At 60.7% G+C, this 19,523-nt stretch carries 19 protein-coding genes; 5 read left to right on the top strand and 14 right to left on the bottom strand.

Annotated features, from left to right (window positions below; translation table 11 throughout):
- Positions 1–82 precede the first annotated feature (82 nt).
- The 9 genes from GX181_00610 to GX181_00570 all read right to left on the bottom strand — a co-directional run bounded on the left by GX181_00610 (position 83) and on the right by GX181_00570 (position 8,575).
- Positions 83–1,501: a Do family serine endopeptidase gene (locus GX181_00610; protein ID NLM70445.1), complete on the bottom strand. Its 1,419-nt coding sequence runs from the start codon at positions 1,499–1,501 to the stop codon at positions 83–85.
- Positions 1,502–1,592: 91 nt separating this feature from the next.
- Positions 1,593–2,375 (bottom strand): prolipoprotein diacylglyceryl transferase, encoded by a 783-nt coding sequence (locus GX181_00605; GenBank protein NLM70444.1) that lies wholly within the window; start codon positions 2,373–2,375, stop codon positions 1,593–1,595.
- The gene (locus tag GX181_00600) at positions 2,375–3,028 is read right to left on the bottom strand and encodes a KH domain-containing protein (protein NLM70443.1); all 654 of its coding nucleotides are present in this window, start codon (positions 3,026–3,028) and stop codon (positions 2,375–2,377) included. Before GX181_00600 ends, GX181_00605 begins: the two co-directional genes overlap by 1 nt.
- 94 nt (positions 3,029–3,122) lie before the next feature.
- Positions 3,123–3,875, bottom strand: a complete 753-nt coding sequence (locus GX181_00595) for a membrane protein insertase YidC (GenBank protein NLM70442.1) — start codon at positions 3,873–3,875, stop codon at positions 3,123–3,125.
- A gap of 37 nt (positions 3,876–3,912) precedes the next feature.
- Entirely contained in the window at positions 3,913–4,176 is a 264-nt protein-coding gene (gene yidD, locus GX181_00590; protein ID NLM70441.1) for a membrane protein insertion efficiency factor YidD, read from the bottom strand.
- Positions 4,173–4,574, bottom strand: a complete 402-nt coding sequence (locus GX181_00585; GenBank protein NLM70440.1) for a ribonuclease P protein component — start codon at positions 4,572–4,574, stop codon at positions 4,173–4,175. Before GX181_00585 ends, yidD begins: the two co-directional genes overlap by 4 nt.
- 3 nt (positions 4,575–4,577) lie before the next feature.
- Positions 4,578–4,712, bottom strand: a complete 135-nt coding sequence (rpmH, locus tag GX181_00580) for a 50S ribosomal protein L34 (GenBank protein ID NLM70439.1) — start codon at positions 4,710–4,712, stop codon at positions 4,578–4,580.
- Between the two features lie 206 nt (positions 4,713–4,918).
- Entirely contained in the window at positions 4,919–6,859 is a 1,941-nt protein-coding gene (locus GX181_00575; protein ID NLM70438.1) for an ATP-dependent DNA helicase, read from the bottom strand.
- 51 nt (positions 6,860–6,910) lie between these two features.
- Positions 6,911–8,575 carry a M20/M25/M40 family metallo-hydrolase gene (locus tag GX181_00570; protein ID NLM70437.1) on the bottom strand — a complete coding sequence of 555 codons (1,665 nt, stop codon included), beginning with the start codon at positions 8,573–8,575 and terminating at the stop codon, positions 6,911–6,913.
- A gap of 209 nt (positions 8,576–8,784) precedes the next feature.
- Here GX181_00570 and GX181_00565 point away from each other — a divergent pair, with 209 nt between their 5' ends.
- Entirely contained in the window at positions 8,785–9,066 is a 282-nt protein-coding gene (locus GX181_00565) for a 30S ribosomal protein S20 (GenBank protein NLM70436.1), read from the top strand.
- Between the two features lie 62 nt (positions 9,067–9,128).
- Here GX181_00565 and GX181_00560 read toward each other — a convergent pair whose 3' ends face one another.
- The 5 genes from GX181_00560 to radA are packed head-to-tail and all read right to left on the bottom strand — an operon-like array spanning position 9,129 to position 16,074.
- Complete coding sequence (locus tag GX181_00560; protein NLM70435.1) at positions 9,129–10,064, bottom strand: hypothetical protein; 936 nt, start codon at positions 10,062–10,064, stop codon at positions 9,129–9,131.
- Positions 10,064–12,544: a leucine--tRNA ligase gene (locus GX181_00555; protein ID NLM70434.1), complete on the bottom strand. Its 2,481-nt coding sequence runs from the start codon at positions 12,542–12,544 to the stop codon at positions 10,064–10,066. Before GX181_00555 ends, GX181_00560 begins: the two co-directional genes overlap by 1 nt.
- Before the next feature lie 37 nt (positions 12,545–12,581).
- Positions 12,582–13,376, bottom strand: a complete 795-nt coding sequence (locus GX181_00550; protein ID NLM70433.1) for a slipin family protein — start codon at positions 13,374–13,376, stop codon at positions 12,582–12,584.
- 5 nt (positions 13,377–13,381) lie between these two features.
- Entirely contained in the window at positions 13,382–14,731 is a 1,350-nt protein-coding gene (locus tag GX181_00545) for a nodulation protein NfeD (GenBank protein ID NLM70432.1), read from the bottom strand.
- The gene (gene radA, locus GX181_00540) at positions 14,728–16,074 is read right to left on the bottom strand and encodes a DNA repair protein RadA (GenBank protein NLM70431.1); all 1,347 of its coding nucleotides are present in this window, start codon (positions 16,072–16,074) and stop codon (positions 14,728–14,730) included. The genes GX181_00545 and radA overlap by 4 nt, the downstream gene beginning before the upstream one ends.
- A 155-nt stretch (positions 16,075–16,229) precedes the next feature.
- On the opposite strand from radA, the gene GX181_00535 reads away from it, so the two are divergent.
- From GX181_00535 to GX181_00520, 4 genes are read left to right on the top strand one after another with little or no spacing between them, the layout of a single operon-like run.
- A complete protein-coding gene (locus GX181_00535) occupies positions 16,230–17,429 on the top strand; it encodes an ATP phosphoribosyltransferase regulatory subunit (protein NLM70430.1) in 1,200 nt (399 codons plus the stop codon).
- Complete coding sequence (locus tag GX181_00530; protein NLM70429.1) at positions 17,430–18,086, top strand: ATP phosphoribosyltransferase; 657 nt, start codon at positions 17,430–17,432, stop codon at positions 18,084–18,086.
- 30 nt (positions 18,087–18,116) lie between these two features.
- Positions 18,117–18,680, top strand: a complete 564-nt coding sequence (locus GX181_00525) for an imidazoleglycerol-phosphate dehydratase (protein ID NLM70428.1) — start codon at positions 18,117–18,119, stop codon at positions 18,678–18,680.
- Positions 18,681–18,737: 57 nt separating this feature from the next.
- Positions 18,738–19,454: a 1-(5-phosphoribosyl)-5-[(5-phosphoribosylamino)methylideneamino] imidazole-4-carboxamide isomerase gene (locus GX181_00520; protein NLM70427.1), complete on the top strand. Its 717-nt coding sequence runs from the start codon at positions 18,738–18,740 to the stop codon at positions 19,452–19,454.
- The last annotated feature ends 69 nt before the right edge of the window (positions 19,455–19,523 follow it).

The raw sequence follows: 19,523 nt of genomic DNA, 5'->3' as shown, positions 1-19,523 counted from the left end.
ATCACCTGCCGCGAAAATAAGCAAACGCCCCCGTGCTCGCGACGGGGGCGTCCGCTCATCTGCCTTCCAAAATAAGGGGAGACTACTTGCGGGTCCTGATCGAGACGAAGAACGTCCTCGAGTCCCTCATGATCAACAGCACCGCCGACCCGCTCTTGTCATCCACCCTGTCTAGATCCGAGAGGCCGGAGAGCCTCAGTCCGTTCATCTCCAGTATTACGTCGTTCTCACGTATGCCCGCCCTCTGGGCCATCGAGCCCTCCTCGACCGAGGAGATCAGCACGCCCTCATCCTTCTTCAGGCCGTTCTTCTTGCGCACCTCGTCGGTGACGGAGCTCACCTCTATTCCAAGCCCCTTGAGCGCCTTGGCTCCTCCCTCCCCCGGGACGGCGCGAACCTCGCTGCCGGGCATATCGCCCAGTGTCGCGTCTATCTCGATGGTCTTCTTCTGGCGCACCACGGTCAGCTTCACCTTGGTGCCGGCGAGCATCTGGCGGATCTTCATCACGAACTCCTGGTGGTTCTTGACGCTTGCCCCGTCCACCTCCAGTATGACGTCGCCCCTATGCAACCCGGCCTTCTCCGCCGGCGAGTCGGGCATCACGTCGCTGACGACAGCGCCGTTCTCCCCGTCAACCCCATACGCCTCGGCGAACTCCCTGGTCAGGGGCTGAATCGTGACACCGAGCCACCCTCTTCGGACCTTGCCGAACTCGATGAGGTCGTTCATCACCTGCTTGGCCATGTTGACCGGGATCGCGAAACCTATCCCCTGGGCATAGGGTACTATGGCAGTGTTGATCCCCACCACTTCTCCCCTGAGGTTCAGCAGAGGGCCTCCGCTGTTGCCCGGATTGATCGCCGCGTCTGTCTGGAGGAAACCGTCGAAGTTGACGTTGCCCGCGTGGATGCTGCGGTTCTTCGCCGAGATGACCCCGACTGTCACCGTGTGCTCGAGCCCGAAGGGATTGCCGATGGCGACCACCCACTCGCCCACCTCGGTCTTGTCGGAGTCAGCCAGTTCGAGGAAGGGCAGGTCGTTGCCTTCGATCTTGAGCACCGCCAGGTCGAAGGTCGGGTCCTTGCCGAGCACCTTGGCCTCGAAAGTCCTGCCGTCGGCGAAAGTGGCGGTGATCTTGTCCGCACCGTCCACGACGTGGTTGTTCGTGATTATGTGACCGTCCTTGGACACGATGAACCCGGATCCCCTGCCCTTCATGGGGATGGTCCTCGAGAAGCGGCGGAACTCCTCCCCGAAGAACTGCCGGAAGATCGGGTCGTCCCCGAACGGGCTCATGGAGCGGGTGACCATCGCCTCGACATCGATGTTGACGACGGCCGGAGAGAGCTCCTTCGCGATCTTCGCCACCGGGTTGTCCGTGAAAGGATCCTGGGCGAAGGAGGGCGTCGCGAGTGAAGTCAGCTGCAACAGAAACGTCAAAACGAGCAACAGCGCTACTGGGACGCCTATGATCCCTAAATTTTTGTTTTTTAACTGCACTGTAAACCACCTCCGAATCTGGATGGTTTTATTGTATTCTTTTTGGGCGGAAAAACATCGTTTTTTTTACCTAATGATGAATCCGCATTTTCTATAAACCTCGCTCTCCGCCACGTTTTGCGAACAGGGAATGAGCGAGCCAGGCTGCCCCCACCACTGCCGTGACCGAGAGTATATACCGGTTCAGTTGCATTCCGGCACCGTAATAATCACTTCTGAAGGGGTCTATCGAAAGGCGCATAACCGAGTAGAGAACAGAGAACAGGGGGCAGAGAACCGCTCCCTTGACCCTTCTGGCATCGCCGTCCCCCAGGAGGGCCTGCTCCGTCCACTGGAGCAGACCTGCGATAGCCAGGGCCCCGAAGGAGTAGTAAAGCTGGGTCGGATGCCGCAGTACATCGGGGGAATCCGATATAAAACGCACTCCGAGAGGGGATGTAGTCACAATTCCCCAGCAACAGCCGTTTAGGAAGCACCCCCATCGACCTACTGCGACAGTCAGGGCCGCGGGCGTCGCAGCGGCGTCCACCACTTTCCAGAAAGAGACGCCCCGTGCCAGGGATGCGACCAAGGAGAGAGCCGCCGCGCCCAAAAAGGCGGGAATGGCCGAGAGCCCCCCTTCCCAGACCCTCAGTATCCTCCAAAGGTCGGCCCGGTATATGGCCCAGGAGTCGTAGACGCTTCCCATCCTAGCCCCCAGCAGCATTCCCAGGAACCCCCATATGATTATCGCCCTGGCATCGTCATCGACTAATCCGTACATGCCAGTCATCCTCGATCGAACAAGCAGCACGGCCATCATCAATGCCAAGGTCCACAGCAGGTAGTAGCTGTGGACCGGCGTGTCTCCGATGGTGAACAGGACGGGGTACATCAGGAGCCCCTTCTGTAGGCTCTCCCGTTTAAGTTACCTCTGCGAAGCGGATACACCACCACTTTGCGCGAGGGAGGCTCTCCGACGGACCTTGTCTCCACATCGGGATTATCCTTGAGCGCGAGGTGCACTATCCTTCTCTCCCAGCTGGTCATCGGCTCTAGGTGGGCGGGCCTTCCCCTGTCGGCGCACTTGCGCGCCGCGGCGAGGGCCAGGCGCTGAAGGCTCTGCTCGCGTCTCTCCCTGTATCCATCGCTGTCGAGCACTATCCTGCGGCCTTCCCCGACGTCCCTTGCGATCAGGTTCAGCAGGTACTCCGTGGCCTTCAGGGTCTCGCCGTGCTTTCCAATTACTATCCCGGCGTCGGGGCCGGAGAGATTGATCCTGCCGTCCTCCGCTATCTCGGAGGTCACGTGCAGATTCATCAACTCAAGCAGGTTGTCTACAACTCCTCTTCCCTTCAAGAGCTGAAGGGGGGCGAGAGGACGGGCTTCGACCCTGAGTTTCCGGCCAAGAAGGCCAAAGAAGCTCTTCTCCTCCTCAAGGACTTTTACTGTCACATCCTCCAGATCGAGCTCCCAAGTCTCGGCCGCGCTCCTTCTGGCCTCCTCGACGGAGGCCACGTCCAGAACAAGAATATTTTCGGTCACTATAATCCTCCTTCCATTTCCCAAAAGACACTGACTTGCGGACTCAACGAGGACTCCGGTGCCTATCGAACCTCTCTCGGTCTCCAAGCTGCGCGGGCTAGTCTCCGCTCTTGGTCGGTTTGTCCCTGAGCAGGGTGGGCTTCTGCTGCATCTCCAACTTGGTCCGTCTCGCGGTGCTCAGCTGTTGCAACACTCCCAGAAGCGACGAGACTCCCCAGTAAAGAAGCACGCCGCCGGGCAGGCTGAGGCAGATGAATGTCAGGAAGAGCGGCATGAACCAGTTCATCGTGGACATCTGCGGGTTGCCGCTGGAGGTGAGCTGTTGCTGATACCATGTGAGGAAGCCTATTGCGAGAAGCAGAAGGAGGTTCGGCAGATAGACCCCGATGTTGATCAGGGCGTAGGGATTTGCCATTATCCCGTAGATGACGGCGATTATGCCTAGCTGCTCCTTCTCGACCGTCATCTTGAGCGCCTCGGCCAGGGTGGTAAGTACCGAGCCGTCAAGCTGTATCCACAGGAAGGAGACTCCGGAAAAATCGTAGTTTGTAAGCACCCGGTACAGCAGAATGAAGACCGGCAGCTGCACCAGCAGAGGAAGGCATCCCGCGGCCGGGTTGACCTTGTTCTCCTTGTAGAGCGCCATCATCTCCCTGTTAAGGGCCTCCTTGTCGTCCTTGTACTTCTCCTGCAGCATCTTGATACGGGGCTGCAACTTCTGCATCTTCTGCATGCTGTCCATCTGCTTTCTCGTCAGAGGATGCAGAAGCAACCGAACGATCAGAGTGAGGACAATTATCGCAAATCCCCAAGACCCGGTGAAGCCGTGAACGAACTCCATCAGCCTCATCATAAGGTCTCCACCCAACTTCCAAATAGCACCCACCTTAAATCACCGTCCTCGTACGATTAAGCCCCGAATCTTCAGGCACCGGCGGTACTGGGTCGTATCCTCCGGGGTGCCATGGGGCGCACTTGAAAAGCCTTATAAGGGCGTAATACGAGCCCTTGAAGAAGCCATGCATGGTCAGGGCGTCGATCGCGTACTGCGAACACGTCGGATGAAACCTGCAGTTATGTCCTAGCAGGGGGGAGATAAAAAGCTGGTAGCCCCTGATGAGCTTCACTCCGGTCCACGAGGCCGGCGTCATTGCTCCGCCACGCCTTTCGAGGGATCGTCCCAGTTCGGACCCGGCCATTCAGGAAGCATAAATCCGCCCTTTGCCAGAAGCCTTGACAGCTCCTCGTAGATCTCCCTGGCCCCGGATTTCATGCCCGCACGGCTCAGGCGAGCCACGATCCACACGTCGTCGCGCATCCAAGGCAACAGCCTGCGAAAGGCCTCCCTGAGCATCCTTCGCCCTCTGTTCCTCTCGTGAGACTTTCCCTGCCTCTTTCCCACAGCCATGCCCACTCTGATTTTGCCCTCCACGCCTTTCACAAACGACAACCGCACCAGTTCGCCTCTCAGCAGACCACCGGTGCGGATGACAACGTCGAACTCCCACCCTCTTTTCAGGCGAGAAGACTGAGGGAAGAAGAACCTCAAAGGCTACACGGCCAGTCTGGAGCGGCCCTTTCTCCTGCGGTTCCGGAGTATGCGACGGCCCGCGGGCGAACTCGATCTGGCGAGAAAACCCATCTTCCTTTTTCTCGGCCTGTTATGCGGCTGGAACGTACGTTTCAACGACGACACCTCCTGACAACGATAAAAGCAAGCCGTCTTGGACGGCGTTTTTTCAGCTTCGATACTATATCACACACCCTCGTCGCGGGCAACAGGATTTTCATCCCAATCAGTCGTATCCGCGGCTGTCCCGCGACTGGGGCACGGAGGACACCGGCGGCTCCGGTCGTCGTCCCCAGTGTGCCCTCTCTCCGGTTACAAACTCTTCAAGAGGATACGACCAGCCGCCGATATTTAACCTTCGGAAGAGCCGCCGGGATCCTCCACTCGGTCTTGCTCAGAACCCTGCCGTCCAGGATCGCCACTTTTCCTCGGTCATCCCGGCTTCTTATCAGCCTGCCGGCCGCCTGCCTGAGCAGCATCTTCGCCTCCGGAAGGGTAGAGCGAGCGAACGACTCCCTGCCTTCAAGGGCGTTTCGAGCCTGCACAAGAGGGTCCGCGGGATGCGGGAAGGGTATCCTATCGATGATGACCTGGGTCAGCCCCTCTCCGGGGATGTCCACTCCCTCGCGGAAGGAGGCAGTGCCCACCAGCACCGACGACGGATCGTCTCTGAACGCCTCAAGCAGATCGCTCCTGGGCCCCTCTCCCTGGACAAGCACCCTGTAGCCTCTTTTTTTTCCCTTCAGAACCCCCGCGACCTTGCGCAACAGCCTGTGGGAGGCCAGCAACACCAAGGTGGCGCCGCCGTTTGCCTCCACCAGCTTCTCCACCACCCTGCATATGGTACCGTCGTAGGCGGGGTTCATGACGTCAAGCCCCGTGTCGACGACTATGATCTCCATCTGTTCGGCCAGTTCGAAGGGCGACCCGCAGACGAACAGCCTGTCGGGAACTATCCCCGTCTCCCTGCTCCAGTAGTCGAGCCTCTCCCCTATCGTCAAGGTCGCGGAGATAAAGATCATCTTTTTCGCGGGGGACGATAAGAGCGCGGCCGACAGCTCCTCCCCCGGGGATACGGGCGAACTGTGAAGCGATCTATCACTCTTCCAGTAGGCCCAGGACGGGTACTCGGTCACCTCCGTGCACCAGGCGAGGCTCCTCTTCGCCCTTCTGCACTCCTCGAGCCATGCCGGCTGTCCACCGTCGTCCACGCCATCCAGGACTTCATCGCCCGTCAGGAAGGGTTCGAGAAAGGCCAGAAGGTCCGCCACCTTCCCCGATAGGATCCTCTGTCCCTGGAGCAGCTCCTCGTTGCGTGCGGTTATTATCTCCTTCCTTCCGGGCAGAAGAGCGTCGAGCAGCTCGAAGAAACGGGCGGACTCCTCCCTTATCTCCGTGGAGAGAGAGAGGGCCGGAGCGATATCCCTTCCCCCCTTCTCGATATCCGCCAATGCCTCCGTGAAAGAACGGGCGCGCAGCAGCCGCGCCATATCGTCGTCCGAGGCCGATACGGTCATGGACGAGCGTCCCGCCTCGCTCAGACGATGGGCCTCGTCGCATATCAGGATGTCGTAATGCACGGGGAAGGGCTTCCCGGCGGCGAGGAGGTAAGAGAAGAAGAGATGGTAGTTCGCCACTACGACCCGCCAGTCCTTCGCCGCCTTCAGGACCCTCTGCACGAAGCACTCACCTCGCCTGGGGCACCGAAACCCCCTGCACATGCGTGGAAAGGCGGCAATCCTGCTCACGGCCGGAGAATCGGGAGAAAGGGGCAATTCCGAGAGATCGCCTGTGACGGTTCTGCTCAACCATTCCGCGATCTCCATCGAGGCCAGCCCTCCGTCGCCTTGTGAAAGGTACCCCTGGCGTCCGTCCTCTCCTTCATAGACCTCCTCGGCCCTGGAGAGGCAGGCGTAGTTGCCCTTGCCCTTTAAAAGGCCGAAGGGCAGGCTCAGCCCCAGCAGAGAGTTGAGGCGAGGCAGGTCCTTTATTATCAGCTGCTCCTGCAGGGGGATGCTGGCCGTGAGGAAGAGGATCGTCTCATTGGTCGCGGCCGCGCGAAGCATGGCTGGGGCCAGCAGGGCGAAGGTCTTGCCTACCCCCGGAGGTGCCTCGGCCGCCAGGATGAATGACTCATCCGTGGACAGAGCCTCGCCGACCGCCTCTGCCAGCTCGGCCTGCTCCTCTCTGTATTCAAAACCTGGAAATCTTCCCTTGAGTACGCCGTCCGGGCCAAAAACGGAGTCCATCGACGGAACCAACATAGAGCCTGCCCCCTATTTCCGGCCGGCGCACACGTATCCGGCCCGCTTAAGTCAGAGACCGCCCCGCTCCGACACCTTTGCCACCGCACTGCACAGCAGCTTCGGGTAGACGTCCAGGTAGAAGGGCAAGTGAAGCCTCTCTGTATTTTTATGGGCATCCCTGCCCACGGGCCCGAAGTTAAGGATCGGGATATCCAGTTCCCCCAACGCCTCGGTCGGCAAACTGTAAAGCCTTCTCCAACCCGGCATGTTTCGGGCGAACGCCTCCATCTCCTTGGCATCTCCTTGGAAACCGCAGTAGCTCAGATCCGAGACGCCCTCGAAAAACGGGCGGATTTCAAGCTGGATACCGTGCCGCTCACGAGCCTCGGCCGCGATTTCCCCGGATATACGCACCATATCGCGCTCTGCGTCGGTGAGATTGTAATTGGCCCTGTGAGGGTACCACGGAGGCAGGAATCCGACAACCACCAGAGGTGGCCTCAGCCCACCCGCCTCGAACAATCTTTCGACGAGCCTTATCGCCTTCATCCTTGTATCGTCCGTGGAGGCCGTTGCGGCAAGGGTGTCCTCGACCAGCGAGTCGAACTCCCCTCCCAACTTTTGCCTGACCGTCTCCTCGAGCTCCCGGAATGAGACGACGGTAGGTTTCCACCTTTGAAAATCCGTCTCACGTCCGCTCGACCGCGCGAACTCCGTCGCATTCCGATCCAGTGAAGAAACGCTGTCCGCCACGGCCCGTTTCGCCACGTCTTTTATCTCCTCCAAAATCTCGACCGGGAGTTTAGTGGACGTCAAATATCCGTAGAAGGAGAAACCGCGAGACATGATCGTAGCCGAGTACTCATCCCTGAGGTCGGACTGGCGCATGCAGCCGAAGGGGGGATAAATGACGCCTTCGAAGGTATCCGAATAGCGAGGGTTTCCTTCAAGCTCAAGGTTGATCCGGGACAGGACCTGCGAGGCCCCGAAGCCCTCGTAATACTCCCCGACGTGCGTCTCCTTCCCGGCGCAGAAGAAGAAGGTGTTTATCTTCCCGATGGTGCCGAGATATATGGCGGGCCCCCCGCCGTCTCCCGGGGCAAATGTCGGTTCCAGCTCTATGAAGCCGAGATATCTCAGCCCTTCGTCTCTCTGCAGACGTGCCAGGTGCTGAGCTGCCGAGAGCATCCCGGTCGAGTTCACCTCCTCGTCGGGAACGGCGATCAGCATGATATTGGAGTAAAGCCACTCGGCGCTCGCCGCCGCTCCTTCCAGGAGGGCGATCCCCGCCGCGAGGCCGCTTTTCATATCGGCCACGCCACGTCCGAAAAGCCATTCTCCGCTCCCCAGATCCCGCGCTGCCCCTTCCAGAAGGGAATCGGCGTCAAGACGAGCGGTGTATTCCTCCGGATCGAAGGCGAAATGGGCAAGATCGCCACAGGAAGCCACGGTCACGACGTCGAAATGTCCTCCCAGGAGCACCGTGTTCCCCGTCGTGTTTCGGCTTCGCACCATGGCGGCGAGAAAGTGCCTTTCATAAGGATCGTCCTCGAGCGGGAGAAGCCGGAGGTCCTCCGGATGTTCCCTGAAATAGGGCAAGCGCGCCAGCCTGTCGTATATAAACCGGGCCGCCTTGTTCTCGAATTCCATCGACGGAGACACGCTTGGAATCCTCACAAAGTCCAGCAGCAGGCTGTATAGTTCATTCTTATCGATCACAGGCCTTTTTTTCACACTTTTCTCTCCTATTCTCATATATCCTGCCAAGCGTCGCAATATAATACACCAAAAACACTGCTATTCCGACCATCGCCAGCGTAGATCGGAATCGAGCCCTGCGATGCGGAGACCGGGAAGGCTAAAAATTTCGCCCGGCTCTCTCTTGCATAAGCATCCTAAACCGTGCTAAAATGGCGCGGTTGTGTCGGGAGGAGGTGAACAACATGCCGAATACGAAATCAGCGATCAAACGAATGAGGACAAACGAAAGGAACAGGCTTTACAATCGGTTCTGGAAGACTCGTTGCAAGAACGCCGTTAAAAAAGTCCTGAAAGCGGTCGAAGGCGGAGACGAGGCTCTTGCCCTGACGCAACTTGCAGTCGCCCAGAGCGTTATCGACAAGGCTGTCGTGAAGGGAGTAATGCACAGAAACACGGCGGCGCGAAGAAAATCCATGATCACCAAGAAGGTCAAAGGGCTCTCCGCTGTGGAGCAACCCGAATAGGAACACCCTTTGACAGACCAGGAACCCAGCTGAACGAGCAAAACGTTCAGCTTTTTTTTGTCCTATCCCCCGCTTCCCGCTTCGCCCATGCATTTCAACACGAGGACCTCGAAGCCCGGCCATCCCTCCGCGAGGGTCGACTTCTCCCTCCACGATAGGGCGACTAGTCCGAAGGCGAGCTCGGACAGGGCGCTTGGCGAGTAGTGCCGAAGAGCCTCCTTCGCCATCCTGATAGGATAATCGTTGATCTTGAGGGCCCTCATGGCCCTGGCGGCCGCGGCGGGAGGGAGAGCCCCGAGGTAGAAGGCGGGCCTGATCCTGTTGTACAGGCCCGTGAGAAGCGGCAGAACGGAGGGCTCCCTCTTGAACCGCTCCATGAGGGCCAGCACGTCGGAGGCCCTGCCCTGGCAGAAGGAGTCGAGGAACTTGAGCATCAGGTTTCTCCCCTCGTCGAAGGAGAGGCGCTTTACCATGTCTGCGTCTATGCGGGCGCCGTCCGCGTAGCCGGTCAGCTTGTCGAGCTCCGTACGCACCTCCTCCGGATCGTCCAGGAGCTCCACCAACAGGGCGGCGGCGGCGTCATCGAGCACCGCCCCCTGCCCTCTCGCTATGTCCAGCAGCCATCTTTTCCTCTGGGATGACCAGTATGGGACCGACTCCCCCTTGACGAACGACATCTTCTTCTTGGCGGCGGGGGGGAAGGTCTTTCCCGGATCCTTCTCGTAGACGAGAAGCAGGACCTCGACCGCATCCTCGTCCTCGAGGCCCGCTATCAGCTCGTCCGGGAAGGGGCCGAGCTTCTCGGCGGACTCGACCACAGTGACCCGCCTCTCCTCGAACAGCCCCATGGTCTGCCCCGCGGAGATTATCTCGTGCCAATCGCCACCTTCGCGAGTGCTCGCATGGGCCCGTCCCTTTTTCTTGAGCGCCTCCAGCTCGGAGGCCAGAAGCCTTCTGCTGGAGGCGCCGCCTGACGATATGACCCTCAGATGGGGCACTAATTCCTCACCACTATGTTAACAAGCCTGTCCGGCACGGCCACGGTGCGCAGAATCTGCTTCCCCTCAAGCCTCCTGACGACGGACGGAAGGGCGAGTACCCTCTCCTGCAGCTCCTCCTTCGACAATCCCGACGGGAGCTCCGTCCTCTCGCGCAGCTTGCCGTTTATCTGGACGACCACCGTCACCGAGTCCATCTCCAGCGCATCCTCGTCCGCCTCGGGCCAAGGGGACATCGCCAGCGGTTCATCGTGCCCCGTCATCTCCCAGAGTTCCTCCGTGATGTGAGGGCAGAACGGGTTCAGACATGCGAGCAGAGTCTCCACTCCCTCGCGGAAAAGCGACCTCTCCGCCTCCCCCTCGCGCTCGAAGGCCAACAGGGCGTTAAGCAGCTCCATCAGCCGGGCTACAGCGGTGTTGAACTGCTTCTCGCCGGAAATATCCTGGGTCACGGTCTGAATCGTGCTGTGGATCTTTCTCTTCATATCCCGAAGGTTTCTGTCCTCGAGTGCGCTCATCGGGATCCCTGCGCATTCGGCCTTCAACAGAGGAAGGTTCTCCTCCACCAGCCGCCACACCCGGTTGAGGAAGCGATGCGCCCCCTCCACCCCGTGCTCGCTCCAGTCGAGGTCGTTGGCGGGCGGGGCGGCGAACAGTATGAAGAGCCTCGCCGTGTCCGCGCCGTGGACCTTGATTATATCGTTGGGGTCCACTACGTTGCCCAGCGACTTGGACATCTTGGCCCCATCCTTGATGACCATGCCCTGGGTCAGCAGGTTGGTGAAGGGCTCGCGCGCGCGGGACAGCCCCAGGTCCGCGAAGAACTTGGTGAAGAAGCGGGCGTAGATCAGGTGGAGGCACGCGTGCTCTATGCCGCCTATGTACTGGTCGACCGGCATCCAGTAGTTGGCCTCGTCCGTGTTGAAGACCGATGTGTCGTCGCGGGCCGAGCAGTAGCGGAAGAAGTACCAGGAAGAGCAGATGAAGGTATCCATGGTGTCCGCCTCGCGTCGGCCCGGCTTGCCGCACTTGGGACAGGGGACGGAGAGCCAGTCGGGATCGTCCGCAAGGGGCGACCTGCCGCTCTCGGTCAGCTTCACCTCAGTTGGCAGAAGCACGGGAAGATCCTCCTCCGGCACGGGGACCGTGCCGCAGTAATCGCAGTGGACGACCGGGATGGGCGCACCCCAGTACCTCTGGCGCGATATCAGCCAGTCGCGAAGTCGGAAGTTCACCTCTTTCTCGCAATAACCGTGCTCCACACCCCAGTCAATCATGGCGGGGATCGCCTCTGCGGTGGGCATGCCGTCGAACTCCCCGGAGTTGCAGGTCAGGCCGTCGTCCTCGAAGGCGACCTCCATCGAATCCCCGTCGAGAGTCTCGTCCAAAGGCTGTATCACGACCTTCACCGGGATGCCATACTTTCGCGCAAACTCGAAGTCCCTCTGGTCATGCGCAGGCACGCCCATTATTGCCCCGGTACCGTAGTCCATCAGGATGTAGTTTGCGATCAGGATCGGGACCTCCTCGCCGGTCGCCGGGTTGACCGCATTGAAGCCGGTGAAGAGCCCCTCCTTCTCTCCCCCGACCGCCATCCTCTCTATCGCGCTCTGGGCGGCGCAGCTCCGGACGAACGCCCTGATCTCATCCGCCTTGGGGGAGACCTCGCACATCCTCTCGACGAACGGGTGCTCCGGCGCGAGAGCGAGGAAGGTCACGCCGAAGATCGTGTCGAAGCGAGTGGTGAAGGTCTCGATCACGGTTCCTGTCGTCCTCTCGGTGAAGGAGAGACGGGCCCCCTCCGACCGGCCTATCCAGTTGCGCTGCATTGTCTTGACCTTCTCCGGCCAGCCGGGCAGGTTGTCGAGGTCGTCCAGGAGCTCCAGAGCGTAATCTGTTATCTTGAGGAACCACTGCTCTAGGTTCCGCTTCTCGACCAGCGAGTCACACCTCCAGCACCGACCGTCGTTTATCACCTGCTCGTTGGCCAGTACTGTACCGCAGCTCTCGCACCAGTTGACGGGGGCATTCCTCCTGTAGGCCAGTCCTTTCTTCAGAAACTGGAGGAAGATCCACTGGGTCCACCTGTAGTAGTCAGGGTTGCAAGTCTCGATCCTGCGCCGCCAGTCGTAGCTGCACCCCATCCTCTTGAGCTGCTCGGTCATGTATTCGATATTGTCCCACGTCCACTTGTGCGCGGGGGTCTTGCTCTTTATGGCCGCATTTTCGGCAGGCATGCCGAAGGCGTCGAAGCCGATGGGGTGAAGCACGTTCAGGCCGCGTTTCCACAAGAAACGCGTAAGCATGTCCCCTATCGAGTAGTTCCGAAGGTGCCCCATGTGGAGCGCGCCGCTCGGGTAGGGGAACATCTCCAGACAGTAGAACTTCTCCCGTCCCGGATCGGCGTCCGCGTTGAATGTGCCCTCGCCCTCCCACTTCTTCTGCCATTTCAGCTCGATGGATCGAAAATCGTAGCCCATGTACCTTCCTCCTCGAATCCTGCGATTATTACTTGTATCAGTCTTTCTTCTCCCGGCCGGCAAAGAGGTCAATAAAGGGCCTCACCAGGTCCAGCGGCAGCGGGAAGATTGTTGTGGTCGCCTTGTCCGCCACGCTCACCTCCCGCATCGTCTGCAGGTAGCGAAGCTGCAGCGTTATCGGCGACCTCTCCATCTGCGTGGCCGCCTCGCTCAGCTTCTCCGCGGCCTGGAGCTCTCCCTCGGCGTTTATTATCTTCGCCCGGCGTTCGCGTTCGGCCTCCGCCTGCTTGGCCATCGCGCGCTTCATGCTCTCGGGCAGCTCAAGCTCCTTCAGCTCGACCGCGCTGACCTTGATCCCCCACGAGTCGGTCCTCTCGTCGATTATCTTCTGAAGCTCGCTGTTGATCTTCTCCCTCGACGACAGAACCTCGTCCAGGTCCACCGAGCCTATGACCGAGCGCAGAGTCGTCTGCGACAGGAGGCTGGTGGCGAGGACGTGGTTCTCCACCTCGACGACCGAGAAGGACGGGTCCATCACGCGGAAGTAGACCACTGCGTTCACCTTTATCGGCACGTTGTCCCTGGTTATTACCTCCTGCACCGGCACGTCCAGAGTGACAACGCGCATGTCCACCCTGACGATCCTGTCGATGACGGGTATCACCAGCACCATTCCCGGCCCCTTGGCGCCGACCAGGCGCCCGAGCCTGAAGACCACCAGTCGCTGATACTCGGGGACGATCTTGATCGCGGACGTAAGGAGGAAAACCAGGATAAGCAGAAACCCGAACGACGTCCCCAGGCTGAACAGCAGATCCAAAAGGTCAAACATGTCGATCAAACCTCCTTGACAGACTCGATATACGCTTCTGGCGTTCCTTCCCGGGCGGAATCACGAACCAGCAGCGTGAACCCTTCCATATCCGACACGACTACTTCCTCTCCCCTTGCGAAGACAGCGCCTCCGACGCCCCTCGCCCTCCACATCTCTCCATGGCAGCTGACCATCCCGTCGGGGTCAAGCTCCTCCACAACGACCGCCCTCCTGCCTATCATTCCCTCCACACCTGAGACCGGCCTCCTCCCGTGCGAGCGAACCACGAGGAAGAGCGCCCCTATGAAGAAGATACCGAAGGCGAGGCTCATGCCGCCAATTACGCTCATCGACACGTTCAACAGCTCACCTCCCGGTGCTCTGAACAGGATCAGCCCGCCCGTGACCAGCGACGCCAGTCCGAACAGGCTTAGGACGCCCATGCCTCCGACCATCAGGTCCAGTACGAGCACTCCGATGCCCGCGACCAGGAGCACAACTCCCGCCCAGTTGAAGGGCAGCATCCTGAGGCCGAAAGCGCCCAAAAGGACCATCACGGCACCTGCCGTACCAAGCACGAAGCCACCCGGCGACAGCACCTCCAGCACTATCATCAGGATACCGGCCGACAGCAGCATGTAGGCTATGTCCGGGCTGGAGATAAACTGAAGCACCCTCTCGCGGGGGGACATGGAGAGCTCCACTACGAGGGACGGGTCGAACGACACAACCCTCTCCTCCCCCTTCATCAGCACGCTCCTGCCGTTCACCGCGGTAAGCAGCGACTCCAGGCTAGGCGCGACGAGGTCGGTCAGTCCTCCGGCCAACGCCTCCTCCGCCGTGAGAGAGACGCTGTTCGTGACCATGCGCTCGGCCAGGTCCGGGTTTCGCCTTCTGAGCTGGGAGAGGGACCTCATGTGCGCGGCAAGATCGTTGGTTATCTTCTTCTTCATGTCCTCCTCGGGGGCGTCCTGACCCGAGGCCATGACCGGTTGGGCCGCCCCGACGTTGGTGCCGGGGGCCATCGCCGCGATGTGCGCCGCCTGAAGAATGAAGGCGCCCGCCGACGCCGCCCTCGCACCCTCCGGGGACACCCAGACAACCACAGGGACGGGGGAGTCGAGTATCGCCGCGGTCATGGCCCTCATCGAGCTTACCAAGCCACCCGGCGTATCCATGGTGAAGACCAACAGTCCGGCCCCCTCTTCCGCCGCACGCGCCAAAACCCCGGCGGCGAAGACCTCCATCGACACTCCGACCGTGCCCTCAAGCGGCGCGGTGAACACCGCTCCCCTCTCCCCCGAAAGGGCGGGCGAGGCGCCGAGCCCCGAGGCGAGCAGCAGGAGCACGACCAGCATGAAATACTTTCTCATCCAATCACCGCCTTAAGAGCCTCTTTGAGGGTAGAGGCACGGATCGTCTCGAGGGGAGGCTTCCTCCCCGACTCCCTCTCGCGAGAGCTTATCACCGCTTTTTTGAAGCCGAGCCTGGCCGCCTCCTGCAGCCTGCGGCCCAGCCTGACCACCGGGCGAACCTCTCCCGCCAGTCCAACTTCTCCTAAAAAGACGCAGTCGGCGGGAAGGGGCTCGTCGCGGACCGAAGATGCCAGCGCCGCACAGATCGCGAGGTCGGCCGCCGGCTCCCTCAGCTGAAGCCCCCCGGCTATGTTGACGTATATGTCGAACAGGGAACAGCCCACCCCGCAGCGCTTCTCCAAAACGGCCGAGAAGAGCTGCATCTTGTTGACGTCCACACCTCTTCCCGTGCGCTTGGGATACGGAAAGGCAGTGGCAACGGCCAAGGACTGGATCTCCGCGATCAGCGGAAGGCTACCCTCCACCGCGACGGTCATCGCAACTCCGGGGACGGTCTCGGGCGACCTGTTCCAGTAGAGCCCGCTCACGTCCTGCACGGGGGCGAGCCCCGATTCGCTCATCTCGAATACGCCGAGCTCCTCCGTGCTGCCATACCTGTTCTTCACCGCCCGCAGCATCCTGTAGGGGGAGTAGTCCTCCCCCGAGAAGGAGAGCACCGCGTCCACCATGTGCTCAAGCAGCATGGGGCCCGCTATGCGCCCCTCCTTCGTGATGTGGCCAACCAGCACGGCCGGGATCCCGAGGTCTTTCGCCGCGGATATGCACATCTGCGCCACGGCTCGCACCTGCGCGGGGCTCCCCGGCCAGCCGCTCTCCCCCTCCACGCTCATGGCCTGCACACTGTCGACCACCATGAAGCTCATTCCCGGCAGAGCCTCGAGAGCGCCGGCAATACCGCCGGTGCAGACCAGGATGAGGTCGTCCGATAGTACCTCCAGGCGCTTGGCGCGCATCGCTATCTGCGCCTCGGACTCCTCCCCGGAGATGTAGAGCGCAGGGGCGCCCCGCTCGGTCATCTTTCCGCAGGTCTGCAGAAGCAGGGTCGATTTTCCTATGCCGGGCTGCCCCCCCAGGAGGTAGACCCCCCCGGGGACGAAGCCGCCGCCAAGCACCCGGTCCAAGTCGTCGAAGCCCGACGAGACACGCGACCGAGGGACAGCGTCAGTCGCCCTGATTCGCCTGGCGACAACGCTCCCTGCAGCGCGCGAGCCGTCGGACGCCTCGGCGACTCCTTTCTCCAGCGTACCCCACTCTCCGCACGAAGGGCATCGCCCCGCCCAGGAGGCGGAGGACGCGCCGCACACGGAACAGAAGTACCTTGCAGCCTCTCTCTTAGCCATGCAACAGCCTCCCGCACAAAGTGTATATCTCTCCCGTCCTTCTGTCGAGAGACCTTTACACGTGCGCAATAGAATGATATCATGCCGAGGGCCGAAACACTATGCTAGCATGTCATTTGGTTAAAGCGAACAGGGTTGGAAAGGAGCGAGGGCGTGTGAACAGACTACCCAAAGGATGCGCAAATATAGGAGGCGACCTGGCATTCGCCATGGAGGAGTGCAGGAACGCCTTTCACTCTCTATTCGGCGGGTGGGGCTACACGCCTTTTCTGCCGTCCGGGATGCAGCTCATGGAGTCCGCTTGGGAGCGCCTGCCCTCGCCTTTTCGACGCAGACTTGTCGCCCTCTCCTCTCCTTTCGGGGAGCCGTGCTGCCTGAGAGGGGACATCACTCTCGCGGCTGTGTCGCACCTGGCGTCGCACCACTCCCCCGGCGACAGGCCTCTGCGCATCTGCTACTCCGAAAGGGTCTACGTGCAGGCAGAACAGAGCGGGGGATCGATCGAGTCGTTTCAGATCGGCGGGGAGCTGGTGGGAGGCGAGTGGCCCGGCGCCGACGCGGAAGTGCTCTTTCTGCTGATGCGCTTCCTGGAGGAAATCGGGCTGGGCCGGAGCGTCCTGGTCCTGGGCGACGCATCTTTTCTTGCCGGGGCCACCAGGGGGCTGGACGATGATACTTCGAGACATCTAGTCGAGGCACTCGGCAGGAGGTCGCTTGTGGAGTACCGCAGGGTCGTCGGCAATAGCGGACTCTCTAACTCCCGGAGGGCCGTGCTGGAGAGGATCCCCGATCTGCAGGGGGACGAAGGGGCTCTGGACGAGGCATCAAGGCTCCTCGGCAACGATGAGCCCCTTCTGCCACTCAGGAGCATCCTCTCCACTCTGAAGTCCCTGGGGTACGGCGAGAGGATCACGATTGACCTGTCTCTGGTGCGCGAGCTCGGATACTACAGCGGCCCGCTCTTCGAGGTCTACTCGGAGAGCAGCGGTCGGCCGATCGGAGGCGGAGGTCGCTACGACAGGCTTCTGTCTTTATGCGGGATCGATGGTCAGGCTACGGGCTTCGGGCTCGATCTTCAGCGTATGGCAGAGCTGTCGCGCTTCAAGTCTCAAGCCCCTGCCGCCATGGCGTGGTTCGCCGGCCTTCGACCGGGCGAGGCCCTCGAAAGGGCCGAACGCCTGGCGATGGCGGGAGGAAGAATCGAGATGAATTGGAGCGAGGACAGGAGTTCGTCCATTGAGCAAGCCCGGGCGAAAAAGTGTTCATATTGGATCGATCTTTCAAGTGGATCGAAGATAGAACTGGATAAAAATCGGACTAAACCGTGCAAATTCTGGAAAGGAGAGTTAAAATAATTGCTGACTGTCGCACTTCCAACGGGGCGGAGCTTCCCGGAGGCCGCCGATCTGCTGGCGTCGGCGGGCCTGCCAACGACCAGCCTGGCATCGACGGGACGCAGGCTGGTACTGGAGGAGGGAGGCTTTCGCTATATACTCGCCAAGCCCTCGGACGTACCGCTCTATGTCAGTCGGGGCGCGGCCGACCTTGGGTTCGCCGGGGGGGACGTCCTGCAGGAGAGTTCGCTTCCCCTGGTCGAGATACTCGACACGGGCAGGAGCAGGTGCAGGATCGTAGTCGCGGGACCAGCCCAGCAGGCCCCCAGGTTCAGCGGACACCGATCGGAGCTGATGGGGCTCAGAGTCGCGACCAAATACCCCCGCATCGCGGATGCGCACTTCTCCAGGAAGGGAGTGCAGGTGGACGTGATATGCCTAAACGGCTCCATCGAGCTGGCGCCGAGCCTCGGGCTCAGCGACTGCATCCTCGACATAGTACAGACTGGAAGTACTTTGAGAGCCAACGGACTGCAGGAGTTTGAGTTCGTAGCCGAGGTATCAATGAGGCTGGTGGCCGGGAGGAGGAGCGCGACCCTCAGGAGGGCCGAGATCGTCAGGATAAGCGACGCGATCGAGGAAGTCTGCATCAGAGAGAGACCCGCCGTCGGTATTTGACGATCGTAGCGGTCGGAGAGGAGGCAGCCTATGGAGTTCAGGAGGAATACAAGAGAGACGTCCGTGGTCCTCGCGCTGGATCTGGACGATTCCGCGATAGATCTGGACTTTCAGTGCGGTTTTTTGGCTCACATGCTGGAGCTGTTCGCCTTCCACGCGAAGATCGGGCTGGTGATAGACGCCTGCGGGGACGTGGAGGTCGATTACCACCATCTGACCGAGGACATTGGCATCATGATGGGCAGGTCCTTCGCTAGCGAGCTGGAGGGACGTGTCATTCAAAGGTACGGCTGGTGCGCAATGCCGATGGACGGATCTCTTGTCCTTGTCGCCGTGGATTTCAGCGGCAGGGGGCAGTTCGAGTGGGACGGCGGTTTCCCGTCTCCAAGGTGCGGAGATTTCGACCTTGAGCTGTTGCCTGAGTTCTGGCGCGCGGTATGCAGGGAGGGGCGCATCACGCTTCACGCCCGGACACTGGCCTGCGACAACTCGCACCACCTCGCGGAAGCGCTGTTCAAGGGCGCTGGACGAGCGTTCAGACAGGCGCTCTTCCCGGCCGACGAGCTACAGAGTACAAAGGGGGCCCTGGTCTGAATTCGGACCTCCGGGCGAGATGGATTCCGCGTTCCAAGGAAAGGAGGCGCGATTGAAATGATGGTGTTTCCCGCCATGGATCTGTACGAAGGAGAGGTCGTAAGGCTGCAAAGGGGGGATTTCAAGGCAAGGACCGTGTACCCGGTCAAGATAGAGGAGACGGCTGCGGGCTTCCTGGAGGCCGGCTCCAGTTGGATTCACCTGATCGACCTGCAGGGGGCCGACGAGGGAGCACCGCGGCACCTCCACCTAATCGAGCGCATAAAGGAGAAGGGGCTGAAGGTCCAGTACGGCGGAGGACTCAGGTCGGAGGAGAACATCGCCGCCGCATTCGCCGCGGGAGCGGACAGGATCTACATAGGGAGCATCCTGGTCAAGGATCGCTTCCTGGCCGACAGGCTTTTCGACTACTATGGGGACAAGGTGATACCCGCGGTGGACATCCGTGACGGGGAGACTGTGATCTCCGGGTGGAAGGAGAAGGGAGGCATTCCCCCAAAGGCTCTGATAGAGCGTCTGAGGATCATCGGGTTTCGTCTGTTCCTAATAACCGCGGTCCACAAGGATGGCACGGAAAGCGGACCTGACGTCGAACTGTACCGAGGGTTGAAGGCCGACTATCCCGACATAGAGATAATCGCGGCCGGGGGCGTCTCCTCCATCGACGACCTTCGGGTCCTGAAGAATGCCGGGCTTTCCGGGGTCGTGCTCGGGAAAACCCTTTACGAGGGGAGGATATCTCTATCATCCGCCCTCGAGGAGGCTCGTTTGTGAAAGGACGCCGCATCATCCCATGCCTTGACGTCCTCGACGGAAGGACCGTCAAAGGCGTCTGCTTCGAGG

The organism is Synergistaceae bacterium (assembly GCA_012521675.1).
Taxonomy (GTDB): Bacteria; Synergistota; Synergistia; order Synergistales; family Aminobacteriaceae; genus JAAYLU01.
Note: the sequence above shows the minus strand (reverse complement) of the source record. Positions and strands in the feature narration are given on the sequence as shown.

Coding starts and splice junctions, on each gene's coding strand:
- GX181_00605 (NLM70444.1), bottom strand. CDS start 2,375: ATGTACCCCGTCCTGTTCACCATCGGAGACACGCCGGTCCACAGCTAC.
- GX181_00525 (NLM70428.1), top strand. CDS start 18,117: ATGGAGTTCAGGAGGAATACAAGAGAGACGTCCGTGGTCCTCGCGCTG.
- radA (NLM70431.1), bottom strand. CDS start 16,074: ATGGCTAAGAGAGAGGCTGCAAGGTACTTCTGTTCCGTGTGCGGCGCG.
- GX181_00595 (NLM70442.1), bottom strand. CDS start 3,875: ATGAGGCTGATGGAGTTCGTTCACGGCTTCACCGGGTCTTGGGGATTT.
- GX181_00565 (NLM70436.1), top strand. CDS start 8,785: ATGCCGAATACGAAATCAGCGATCAAACGAATGAGGACAAACGAAAGG.
- GX181_00555 (NLM70434.1), bottom strand. CDS start 12,544: ATGGGCTACGATTTTCGATCCATCGAGCTGAAATGGCAGAAGAAGTGG.
- GX181_00520 (NLM70427.1), top strand. CDS start 18,738: ATGATGGTGTTTCCCGCCATGGATCTGTACGAAGGAGAGGTCGTAAGG.
- yidD (NLM70441.1), bottom strand. CDS start 4,176: ATGACGCCGGCCTCGTGGACCGGAGTGAAGCTCATCAGGGGCTACCAG.
- GX181_00575 (NLM70438.1), bottom strand. CDS start 6,859: ATGTTGGTTCCGTCGATGGACTCCGTTTTTGGCCCGGACGGCGTACTC.
- GX181_00545 (NLM70432.1), bottom strand. CDS start 14,731: ATGAGAAAGTATTTCATGCTGGTCGTGCTCCTGCTGCTCGCCTCGGGG.
- GX181_00550 (NLM70433.1), bottom strand. CDS start 13,376: ATGTTTGACCTTTTGGATCTGCTGTTCAGCCTGGGGACGTCGTTCGGG.